We start from the raw sequence: 12,359 nt of genomic DNA, 5'->3' as shown, positions 1-12,359 counted from the left end.
GCTGCGCACACTGGGACTATTCACTTCGTTCACCTGCATCCATGCAGTTTATGACTCACATCCGTGAGAGCCAGTGACTCTTTCTTCAACAGCCAAGAAAGAGTAACCAGAAAGAGGCCGGCCTCCAACCAAGTTCCTTTTCCATAAAATTATTGGCTTTGATGTCTAAGCGGCAATAAGCCGCTCCCTGCTATAAAAGATTGCCTTGTTCGAACATTCGAAAAGCCAATAAATTGATGGGGAATTTGGAGTCGCGGGTAAGTCAAAAGCATAACTGCGTCGACTCAGGGAGTTGATATGCAAATAATTATTATGGATGTCCTGATAGATGTTTGGTAAGGAAGCACAAATTTAAATGTTTACTAAAAAGCGCTCCGACTTTTATCGCACTGTTGACAACGGCTGATTTATGGGCGGCCCCATTGATTTTGATTCCCTAAAAACGTTAGTGTAGAAAATTACATCTAAATCACTTCAAGATTTATTAATTTAATGTTCATCTGACGCTCTATTGACACCGGCTGGCTAATGGGTGACCCCGAAAGTTTATTAAAAATACCATTTAACTATTTTTGTATTTTTGTATTTTTGTATTTTTGGGTTTAGTCTTGATTGAATATTAATAATAAACAACTGGCATAACGTTAGCGTGGTTTGCTAGTCATTTTAAAAGGACTTTCTATGAAAAATTGTAATATTTTATCACTTTTGTTTTTATCAGTTTTAATGACGGCATGTGGAGGGGGAGGAGGTTCTGATACCACCACCACTCCTGTAAATTTAGCTCCCACAGCAAATGCTGGTGATGATCAGTCGGTTAACGAAGAAGAAGTTGTAACTCTATCAGGCAGTGGCACTGATCCAGATGGTTCAATTTCATCTTATCAATGGTCGCAAACATCTGGTACAACAGTGTCGTTAGCTGAATCTACAAGTGTATCAACTACATTTACTTCCCCTACTTTGATTGATGCTACTACATTAACCTTTGAATTTTCTATAACGGATGATGATGGGGCTACGGACAAGGACATTGTTGAAGTTGTTATCAATCCTGTTAACTCAGCTCCTATAGCAAATGCTGGTATTGATCAGTCTGTAGATGAGAATATGGTTGTGACCTTATCTGGTTCAGGGAATGACTCTGACGGTACAGTTACCTCATATAAATGGCTACAGACCAGTGGTGATAATGTCTCGTTAAGTGATTCATCAAGTGCTTCCACAATTTTTACAGCTCCCTCTCTTAATGCTAATGCAACTTATGCTTTTCAACTAAGCGTTTCTGATAATGAAGGAGGCAGTACGACAGATATAGTCAGCATAGAAATTAAAAATGTAGATGGTTCATTTGCCTCGACAGAACCATTATTAACTTTGCCCCAAATAGAGGGCTACGGTATTGTAAGTGATATAGTTAATCTAGATCTTAATGATGATGGTCTTGAAGACTTAGTGATTTTCAGTACATCAGATGTAGAGCCTATTTATACTGGAGTTTATATTCAAGCACTCATCAACAAAGGTGATGGCTCGTTTATTGACCAAAGCAATACTTATTTTCCCAATATCAGTAACTCTTCATGGAAATGGGTAGAGAAAGTGTATACGGTGGATTTAAATAATGACGGCTTAGAAGATCTTGTTGGTCATGTTGATCTAGGATTTGAAGTTCTTCCTCCATTAGTTAGAAAACAAGATGGTAGTTTTGAAATCTTTTCAGGCACGCTGCAAAGAGACGACCTTGGTGGATTTATACCAATTGATATCGATGCTGATGGTGATATAGATTTGCTTCGCAGAACAATTAACCATGACCCAATTAACGGGCAAAAGCATGACATCATGCTATTAACAAACATAACAGATGTAGACAATGTACTTGAATTCGAACCTATCAGTGAGCCGATTAATGATAATAAATTAGTTGGAATTGATAATAGTACCTTTGCTTATGCTCCTGTTGTTTTTGATATTAATAATGACGGCTTAGATGACCTACTTATGAGTGGCCCTAAATGGAAAGGTGGCTTTGTCGAAGAAAGAGCGCCAATATATGCCTTTTTGAATTCTGGTGAAAATTCCTTAATTGAGTCTACTGCAACTGTGTTTCCCTCAGGTATACCTACCTTTACACATTTACGAGAACTCGCTTTAGCTGATATCGATAACAGTGGAAATCTGAGTGTTATTGTCGCTAACCACGGTTATGACTCTCATCCTTGGCCAGGAGAAAATAATGCCGTATTAAAAAACTTAGGAGACGGTACTTTTATAGAAGATATTGGTGATGCTAATAGCCATGATTATTATGGGTTTACGCATTCAACTACAGTGGGTGATATCGATAATGATGGTGATGTTGATATAGTGTATGCCGAATATGGCTGGAGTGGATTTGATGGCACCAATTCCATTCGTATATTAGAGAATGATGGCGCTGGAAATTTTACAAAAAGATTTTTTAGCGCAACTAAAGATCTAATTACACAACATCTTTGGACATCAAGCCTGCTTATCGATTTAAATAAAGATGGTTACCCAGAATTGGTGCTTGGTTCCGCCGACTCAGAAACCAACAATCTAATTTTTTGGAATGATGGCTCGGGAAATTTTCAAGTAGATGAACTGTAAATCATTCATAAAATGTTAAATAGATACAACAAACCTTTGAATTGTGGAGGTAACCTATCAAAAATAAAAGGGTCCAGAGACGATGATTTTGTGACCCTATCGATTTTTATGTGTTTTTTCTTGCCTTGTTGCCGCAGTTTATTTTTCAACATTTAGTGACAGGGTGTGACATTTCCAGAAACCAGCAGCTAAGGGGGACATACCATTTTGATTATGTCCGAATTGCGTTTGTGGCTGATTACCCTTCATTTTTGTTAAAATTGAACCAGCCTAATTTTCCGTAAATGAGTGTGATGGCAATCACCAATAGGTGATACCACAAGAATGGCAAATACGATACCGTAGCGACACCTAGAGTCGACGCCATGAAAATCCCCCCGTCAGACCAAGGGACCATGGGCGTGGGAATGGTTGCCCCCGCTTCGGTGTTGCGAGATAAAACACGTTTATCAATATTAAGGTGTCGGTAATTCTCCCTAGTTAGTGTGCTGGCTGTAATGATTGCCACGTAGGCTGCACCGCCAATCACATTGCCCATAATGCCTGCAATCATGGTTGCTGATGTTAAGCGGCCTATGGATGTTGCCCATTTTTTGATGCGCTTTGATACTGTATCCAGCACCCCCACGGTTTGCATTAAGCCGCCTAAACCCAAGGCAAGAATGATGATCACTACCACGCTTGCCATTGACTGTATTCCACCGCGGTTAAGCAATATATTTAAAAAGGGAAGGTCTGATTCAATGGTATTGCCGTTAACTAGGCTTCCAAATGCGGTATCGAAGCTGTTTGCTTCAAATAGCATTGCCCATATCACACCCAGTAATGCACCGAAGAAAATAACGGGTATAGAGGGTAGTTTTAATACCAGTAGGGCAATGACGATAGCCGCTGGTAATAGCATGTACCAGCCAATAGAAAAGTTTTGCTCCAAAGCCATAAGCACAACGTCAGTTTGATTATTGGATGGGTCAAAATCATAAAATAGCCCTACCGCTAAAAAGAGGCTTGCAGCTACTATAATTGCTGGAAAGCTTACCGTTAGCATTGATTTAATATGTTCAACTATATTGACCTCACACAAAGAGGCTGCCATCACTGTGGTGTCTGATAAAGGCGAGAGTTTGTCTCCGACATAGGCACCACTTATAACCGCGCCAGCCACCAAAGGTAATGGCAGGCCGAACGAGGCGCCAATACCCATCATGGCTACGCCAGCGGTACCCGCAGTACCAAAAGATGTGCCGGTTGCCAGTGAGGTGATACTACAAACAAAGAAAGCGCCTACAAGAAAATACTCGGGGCTCATTACCGATAATCCGTAATAGATGATATTGGGTACCACTCCACCAGAGATCCAACTACCAATGAGCGCGCCAACGGCAATGAGTACCAAAATAGCGTCTCCCCCTTGTGTAATGCCATCAATCAGGCCTTTTTGAAGAGCATGATAGGAGTGGCCAAGTAGAATGCCCAGCCCGATAATACTAAACCAGCTAAACACTAATGGCACTTGAACAGGCACATTGTTAACAACAGAAAACGACACTATGCATCCAATGATGGTTATAGCAAGAAGCAAAATTTGGCGTAGCGTAGGGAGCGCGGGTGTGGCGTGTTGTGTCGACATAGTATTGGTTACTTCTCATCGTTAACTATCACAATAACTGTGAGCTCAACCAAGGTGGCGTGAGCGGTGTAAACTCGCTTTTACGGCGAAGGGTCAATATAAGTATTGACGCAAAATAGTGCAGCGCTTGGCTTCGTTGCTTCATTAATCTAGTAATAGATTGCAATAACATAGAGTGACAAAGCAATTTCGCTAAACAGATGAAGAACTAGCACAAAATACGCCACATCCCAGGTATTTATCGATACCTATTTTTCATTGCCGTAATAAGAGCAGTAATAGAAGGCCAGAGTGAAATTAAATGATTCATGCTCTATGCCATCCCTTTTATAAAGAACAACAAGGTGCTCATTCGTAAAGTTTGTAGGGGCGGTGGCAAGCTAGCGTGACGAACGCCCCTTTATAAGATGAGTGTCAATTGAGTATAATACTGCCACTCTTAATTACTGTGGCGGGTTAATGTGCTTACTTTAAAACCTCTTGGTGTAGTTTACTTTTTGATTGCTTTGTTACATGTCTTTTATTCGCAGAATATTAAAGCACAAGATTCAGGAATGGATTTAACCCAAGCTCAACTCCTTCATATTGCAGACAAAATTTATCAAAATGAAACGGGCGCTAAGCCCGAAAACCTAATAGCTTGGAATAATGGCGAATCTTTTGTCAGCGCAGGTATAGGTCACTTTATTTGGTTTGCTGATGGGCATCAAAGTAGATTTACTGAGACGTTTCCTGATTTTATTGAGTATTTAATCGAACAAAAGGTAGAGGTGCCTTATTGGATGTTATTTAACCGAAATTGCCCGTGGAGCAGTAAAAAAAGTTTCGCAGAAGCTAAAGCCAAAGAAACTCAACAATGGCGTGATTTACAGGCCTTATTACTTTCGACGTTTGAATTTCAGATAAGCTTTATTCATTTACGCATGCAAGCGGCGCTTCCAAAAATATTAGCTACTATCGACAGCGAACAACAAAAAGCCTTAGTGGCAAAAGAGTTTGCTGATTTAAGCCAAACGGAACTTGGTTTGTACACATTGATAGATTACATCAACTTTAAAGGGGAGGGGGTATCACAGAGTGAGCGCTACCAAAACCAAGGTTGGGGTTTACTGCAAGTGTTGTTGGGTATCGATACTGCCGATGAGACAAATATTCATATGGCCTTTAGCGAATCATGTAAAAGAGTCTTGTCAAATCGTATAGAAAACTCACCCCAGCGAGACATTGAAAAAAACTGGTTACTTGGGTGGCACAAGCGATGTGCAACGTACTCAAAATTTTAACACGTGATATAAGTTAAAGTGGGCGAATTCCTTCGCTTACATCAATAAAAAGCCCCGCTAAAGGCGAGGCTATTCATGTCCGAAAACGTTAACGCATTTACAACTGCTCTAAGTCAAACGCCCCCTGTCTAGATAGCTTTTCGTTTAGGGGTTTTACTTCTTCACTAAACAATATTTCTAGCTGTACTTTGTACTGCTGCCATTTAGTTTCTAAATCTTCTAAACGTTTGAGTGCGCCGGCTTGCGCAGGTGCGCCTGTTCTATCAAAGTTGTCCATTAAGAAGCGTACTTGCCTATCAAGCATATTAGGCCAGTTAATATCGTCCTCAAAAGTTTGATGTTTTGGTTGAATAACCAGTGCTTCCCAATCATCAATAGCGCTAACAATTCGTTCAATAGATGCAGAAACATCACTTGCCAGCATTAAGTTGGTTGCTGTTGCATTATTTAATTGGCTACGAACGTCACGTGCTTTCTGCAAGTTGAAAAACAAATCATTTAGCAGTGTTTCAGTTGCTTGAATGCTTTTTTCAACCACTTGAAGTTGAGCTTTGTCGGCTTCTTCTCTTGGGTCGGGTAGTACTTTAAACGCCCGTGTTTGCGATAAATTACCTATGGTTATTTTGGCTTTGTAGTCACCCGGCATCACCCTAGCGCCTTCCCAGCCACCAAACAGTTTTACGTTCTCAATACAGTCGAGCGGCTGTCGGCGGAGATCCCATACAAAGGTGTTGTAACCTTTGTGGGTAGAAGGGTGCTTAAACGAAATAGGGCTGCGCTTGTCTTGGTTGCTTTTTGCGCACATCTCAAACGCGCTAGGAGTTGAGTACAACGAACGAACCAAGTCATTATCGGCGTTAAAAATATCAATGCGCAGGGGCTGATCTTCTAGCGCATCTTTTAGGTAATAACGGAAGCTTGCACCCCGTGGTGGGTTTTTCGCTTGGGGCTGATCTGTCATACCACCGCCAGATAATAAACGCACACCATCAACGGGTTCAAACTGGAAAAGCGCTTCGTTATCTAGTGACTTATGTACTTCTCTTAGCGGGCTGATGTCATCTAAAATCCAAAAGCCTCTGCCTTGGGTGGCTACCACTAAGTCATTGTCTTTTACTTGCATGTCGGTAATAGCAACTGGCGGTAGGTTTAACTCTAATTTCTGCCAGTTCTCGCCGTTGTCAAAACTAGTGAACATACCGCTTTCAGTACCTGCAAACAGTAAACCTTCTCGCTCTGTGTCTTCGCGAACCACACGTACAAATGCATCATCGGGTAAGCCTTTGTCTATACGCTTCCAGCTTTTGCCGTAGTTAACGGTTTTATAAATGTAGGGTGTATAGTCGTTAAGTTTATACCCTGTTACCGCTACGTAGGCTTTGCCTTGGGCATGAGGGCTAAGCTCAATGGCATTGACCTGTGCTTCTTTCTTGTGGGGGGTAATGTCTCTCCAGTTTTTGCCTTCATCACGAGTAATATGAAGTTTACCGTCGTCTGCACCTACCCAAAGCTCGCCTTTGTTTACCGCAGATTCGGCAATATAGAAAACCGTGTTGTAGTATTCAGCGCCCGCTTGTTCATTGGTAATTGGCCCGCCGTTAAGCCCTTGCTTTGCAGGGTCGTTACGGGTTAAGTCTGGGCTAATTTCCTGCCAGTTCACGCCGCGGTCGGTGGTTTTCAAAATCATCTGAGTACCGTAGTACACGGTATCTGGATTGTGCTTTGACACTAACACTGGTGCATTCCAGTTGGTGCGATATTTTTGATCTCGTGCGTTTCTGCCAAACACATATTCAGGGTAGGGCATAATGGGGCGGGTTAGCCCTGTATCTCGATTAAACTCTGTGAGTGTACCGTTGATAGTAGTTGCATAAATCAGTTTGGGATCATCTGCATTAAACGCAATGTGAGCACTTTCGCCACCGCCTACCGAGAACTGATCTTCAATGCCAATTCCGCGATCCCACGTTTTAGAAGGCGTTGCCATTGTTGAGTTGTCCTGCTGGCCGCCATAGACATAGTAAGGGTCTAAGTTGTCGGTAATGACTCGATAAAACTGTGCCGTTGGTTGGTTGTAAATACTCGACCAAGACTTGCCTCCGTCAAAAGTAACGGTTGCGCCACCATCATTGGCGTTAATCATGTTTAAGCTGTTGTCTGCGTTAATCCACATGTCGTGAGTATCACCGTGAGGTAACGATTTGATCTCGAATGTTTTGCCACCATCAATAGATTTATGAAGCTGCACATTCATTACGTAAAGGGTATTTTGGTCGTTAGGATCAACCTTAATGTGGTTGTAATACCACGCACGTGCTTTAAGAATGTTGTCGCCGTTCATTAACGACCAAGACTTTCCTGCATCATCACTACGATACAAGCCACCTTCATCAGCTTCAATAATGGCGTAAAGACGTTTCGGGTTTGAGGCCGCGATATCCACGCCCACTTTACCAATTAGCTTAGGCAACCCTTTTTCTAACTTGTCCCAACTCTCGCCACCATCTGTTGATTTATAAAGGCCGCCACCGTCTCCGCCAGATTTAATAAACCATGGCGTTCTGCCTTGGTTCCACATGCTGGCGTAAAGAATTCTCGGGTTAGTTGGGTCGATAGTTAAGTCGGCAGCGCCAGTGTCGGCGTTAACTTTTAATACATGTTGCCAGCTTTTTCCGCCGTCGGTGGTTTTAAAAATACCACGCTCTTCGTTTGCTCCCCAAATATTGCCTTGTACAGCAGCCCACGCTATATCAGGGTTTGTAGGATGTATGCGAATTTTAGGGATTTGACCGCGTTTATCTAAGCCTACTAGCTTCCAGTTTTCACCACCGTCAGTTGACTTGTAAACGCCTTTACCATGGCTTGTGGTTACGCCGCGAATAGGGCCTTCACCTGTGCCCACGTATATAACGTTAGGGTCAGAAGGGGCAACAGCAATTGAACCAATGGTGCCCACTGCGAACTCTTTATCTGAAATGGCTGTCCAAGATAAGCCCGCGTTTTCAGTTTTCCAAACACCGCCCCCTGCCGTCCCCATGAAATAAAGATTGGTATTGCCTGCAACCCCAGTTACCGCAGTCGAGCGCCCACCTCTGTAGGGGCCAATAAAGCGATATTGCAGTTTATCGAAAAGCGCTGGGTTAACCGTATCTTTGAGTGCATAAGCCGTATTTGAGACGCTAGAAAGTGCGCTAATGCAAATAGCAATAGCCGCAAACATTCTTCGTGAAATCATAGTCGAGTGCCCTGTATTGTGTTTATTATTTTTAAAGGTAGAAGTACATATATTGCGTTGTTGTAAGTCATATGGCAAAAGTTTTTGTGGAGGCAGCCGGTGAATAAGCCACAAAAAATAATCGCCTTTGTTTAACTTCTATATTCGGTATTTGGTCGCGTGTTCATTGAATCTTTACAGGTTTGTTAGTAGTTCTAAGAGGTCACATTTACTTGGTGTGAAAACATAACAATTAATCCGTGGATAATAATAATGAAAAAGCTTCTTAAAGCCGCAGTAGCTGTATCTCTTGCACTCTCATGCTCGACTGTTTTTGCAGAAAAATCTAACGACGACAAACCTATTTTTAGTAGTTCAACATTTAAAGCAATGGAACTTAGAAATATTGGCCCTGCTTATATGTCTGGCCGAATTGCCGACATTGCTATTGATCAAAATAATCCTTCAACATGGTTCACCGCAGTAGGTTCTGGTGGCGTATGGAAAACCACTAACGCAGGTAATACCTGGACGCCCATTTTTGATAAACAAGATGTATATTCTATTGGCGACGTGACCATTGCACCGAGTAACTCAAATATCATTTGGGTGGGGACAGGCGAGAACAACGGTGGGCGTCATATTAGCTTTGGTGACGGTGTTTACAAGTCTGTAGATGGCGGTCAAACATGGAAGAATATGGGGCTGGAGAAATCGGAGCATATTTCTGACATTATTATTCACCCAACCAACCCTGATATTGTGTGGGTGTCGGCTCAAGGTCCGTTGTGGACTGGCGGCGGCGAGCGTGGGCTTTATAAAACCACTGATGGTGGCGATACGTGGAAGCAAGTACTTACACCTGCTGACAAGTGGACGGGCGTAACTTCTTTACTTATTGACCCGCGCAACCCTGATAAACTTTACGCTGCCACATGGGCTCGTCAGCGTACTATTGCTGTATATGTAGGGACTAACGAAGGTGCTGGCATTCATACGTCTGACGATGGCGGCGAAACGTGGACCGAACTTAAAACCGGCTTGCCAAAAGGCAACATGGGTAAAATAGGCATGGCGATATCGCCTATTAACCCCGACGTGCTTTATGCCACTATCGAAACTGATAATCGCAAAGGTGGCTTTTATCGTTCGGCTAACCAAGGCACAAGTTGGACTAAGGTATCTGATGAAGTAGGTGCAGGTACGGGCCCTCACTATTACCAAGAAATATTTGCAGACCAACATAAATTCGATCGTGTTTATATTGCCAGTAACTACAGTAAAGTGTCTGACGATGGTGGTAAAACCTGGACGCCAATTAACACCAAGCGTAAACACGTAGATGATCATGCAATGGCATTCCATCCAACTGATCCTGATTTTGTTTTGATGGGTTCAGACGGCGGCATTTATATGTCTCATGATAGAATGGATAACTGGCGTTTTATGGCTAACTTGCCATTAACTCAGTTTTACAAAGTTGCGCCGGACGATTCAAAACCTTTCTACACGATTTATGCTGGTGCACAGGACAACTCTACCCAAGGCGGGCCATCACGTACTAAACGCAAAGATGGCATTAAGAACAAAGACTGGTTTTTAACACTAGGCGGCGATGGGCATCAGCCAGCAATTGAGCCTGGTAACCCAGACATTATGTATTCTCAGTGGCAGCAGGGTAACCTTACCCGCATAGATATGACCACCAAAGAAGGTGTGTATGTTAAGCCGCAACCATTGCCTGGCGACCCAGCTGAGCGCTATAACTGGGATGCACCCATTAATGTGTCGAGCCATGACCCTGCTCGTATTTACTTTGCTTCGCAGCGAGTATGGCGTTCAGACAATCGTGGCGATAGCTGGACAGCCGTTTCTGGCGACCTTACCCAAGACGGAAATCGCATGCATATGCCCATGATGGGCAGAACGTGGTCAGTTGAAGCCGGTTGGGATTTGTACGCTATGACAGAGTTCCATACCATTGCTAACTTCTCTGAAAGCCCTGTGGATGAAAACATTCTGTGGGCAGGTACCGACGATGGCATTATTCAAGTAACCACCAATGGCGGTGAGTCTTGGAAAAAGATTGAATTAGATGATATTAGAGGTATTCCCGCTACCGCTTATGTAAATGATATTCGTGCTGATTTATACGATCCGAATACCGTGTATGTGGCTTTGGATAACCATAAATATGGCGATTACAAACCCTACTTAATCAAATCGACTAACCTAGGTAAAAAATGGACATCACTTGCTGATGACCTACCTGAAAAACATCTGGTTTGGCGTATTGTTCAAGATCATGTGAACAAAGATTTGATGTTCATCGGTACCGAGTTTGGCATATTCTTTACGGTTAACGGCGGTAAAAAATGGCTTGAGCTTGAAGGCGGTATGCCAACTATTTCAACTCGCGATGTAAAAATTCAGCGCAGAGAAAACGACTTAGTGGCCGGTACGTTTGGTCGTGGTATCTATATCTTAGATGACTACGCACCGCTTCGTGAATTAACTGAAAAATCGATGCAGCAAGATGCTTTGTTGTTCGCACCTAGCCGCCCTGTGAAATGGTTTAAGTTAGATACTAATCACTCTGACTCAGACGGCGATGACCGCTATGTGGCTGAGAACCCTGCCCATGGTGCAACGTTAACTTATTATCTAAAAGACAGTTTGCTAACGGCGAAGGAAACACGTCAAGAAGCTGAGAAAAAGCTAGTTGAAGATGAAAAGTATCCTAAGTATCCAAGTTGGGAGGCAATAGAAGCTGAAAACCAAGAGCCAAAGCCAGCAGTTTATATCGAAATTCGTGATAAAGCGGGAGATGTTATAAATCGCGTAGCGGGTGGAACTAAAAAAGGGCTTCACCGAATTACGTGGGATATGAAGTATGCGAATACCACGTCAACTGCTAAAAAAGGCCGCAGAAGTAATGGCTTAATGGCATTGCCTGGTACTTACAGCGCTACGTTATTCAAGCGTGAAGGTGCGACGGTTACTCAATTAGCTGAGCCTGTTGATTTTACATTGGAGTCTATCTACGAAGGCGCACTGAAAGGGGCATCTGCGGATGACATTACAGCCTATGGAAATGCCGTAACACAAGCCCAGAAACGTGCAATGTCTTCAACCACTGTGCTTAAGCAAGTGAAAGAAACCTTGACGTTACTACGTATTGCTATTGACCGTACCCCTAGCGATATAGCCCAGCTTGAAGCTGATTTTGCCAGTATTCAAAGTGAATTAAACGACATTAATCAGGCGTTTAGTGGGTTAGAATCACGAGATCGTAAAGGTATTAAGCCAGCTAATATTTTGAGCCGTTTACGCTATGCAAGTTCGGCATTAAACTCATCTTATGGGCCTACTCAACAGCATAAAGACCAACTTGGTTATGCTGTTGATGAGTTAAACCAAGTAAGTGCACGGATTAAAACCCTGCATGAAACCACTGTGCCTGCGCTACAGCAAGCCGTTGTGAATGAAGGTGGTCCTTGGACTGCTGGCATTCCTGTTATTGCAAACTAACCTGCGATAGTGAAGATAGATGCGGTAGCGTTAAGCTGCCGCATTTTTTTATCCTTCCTTTTTAACT

Annotated in this window: 5 protein-coding genes; 3 read left to right on the top strand and 2 right to left on the bottom strand. The window is 42.8% G+C overall.

The features are described from left to right. The first annotated feature begins 681 nt into the window (after window positions 1-681). Window positions 682-2,634, top strand: coding sequence for an FG-GAP-like repeat-containing protein (locus ABJD71_RS13795; protein ID WP_348170390.1), 1,953 nt, complete (start codon window positions 682-684; stop codon window positions 2,632-2,634). 238 nt (window positions 2,635-2,872) lie between these two features. Here ABJD71_RS13795 and nhaC read toward each other — a convergent pair whose 3' ends face one another. Next, a complete protein-coding gene (nhaC, locus tag ABJD71_RS13790) occupies window positions 2,873-4,264 on the bottom strand; it encodes a Na+/H+ antiporter NhaC (RefSeq protein WP_348170387.1) in 1,392 nt (463 codons plus the stop codon). A 461-nt stretch (window positions 4,265-4,725) separates the two neighbouring features. Here nhaC and ABJD71_RS13785 point away from each other — a divergent pair, with 461 nt between their 5' ends. Then, window positions 4,726-5,547 (top strand): hypothetical protein, encoded by an 822-nt coding sequence (locus tag ABJD71_RS13785; protein WP_348170384.1) that lies wholly within the window; start codon window positions 4,726-4,728, stop codon window positions 5,545-5,547. Between the two features lie 97 nt (window positions 5,548-5,644). On the opposite strand, the gene ABJD71_RS13780 is transcribed toward ABJD71_RS13785, so the two are convergent. Then, complete coding sequence (locus tag ABJD71_RS13780) at window positions 5,645-8,782, bottom strand: YCF48-related protein (protein ID WP_348170381.1); 3,138 nt, start codon at window positions 8,780-8,782, stop codon at window positions 5,645-5,647. Between the two features lie 252 nt (window positions 8,783-9,034). Here ABJD71_RS13780 and ABJD71_RS13775 point away from each other — a divergent pair, with 252 nt between their 5' ends. Continuing rightward, window positions 9,035-12,292: a glycosyl hydrolase gene (locus ABJD71_RS13775; protein ID WP_348170378.1), complete on the top strand. Its 3,258-nt coding sequence runs from the start codon at window positions 9,035-9,037 to the stop codon at window positions 12,290-12,292. The last annotated feature ends 67 nt before the right edge of the window (window positions 12,293-12,359 follow it).

It is taken from the genome of Paraglaciecola sp. (assembly GCF_039943935.1).
GTDB lineage: Bacteria > Pseudomonadota > Gammaproteobacteria > Enterobacterales > Alteromonadaceae > Paraglaciecola.
This window is presented reverse-complemented; position numbering and strand designations above follow the sequence as displayed.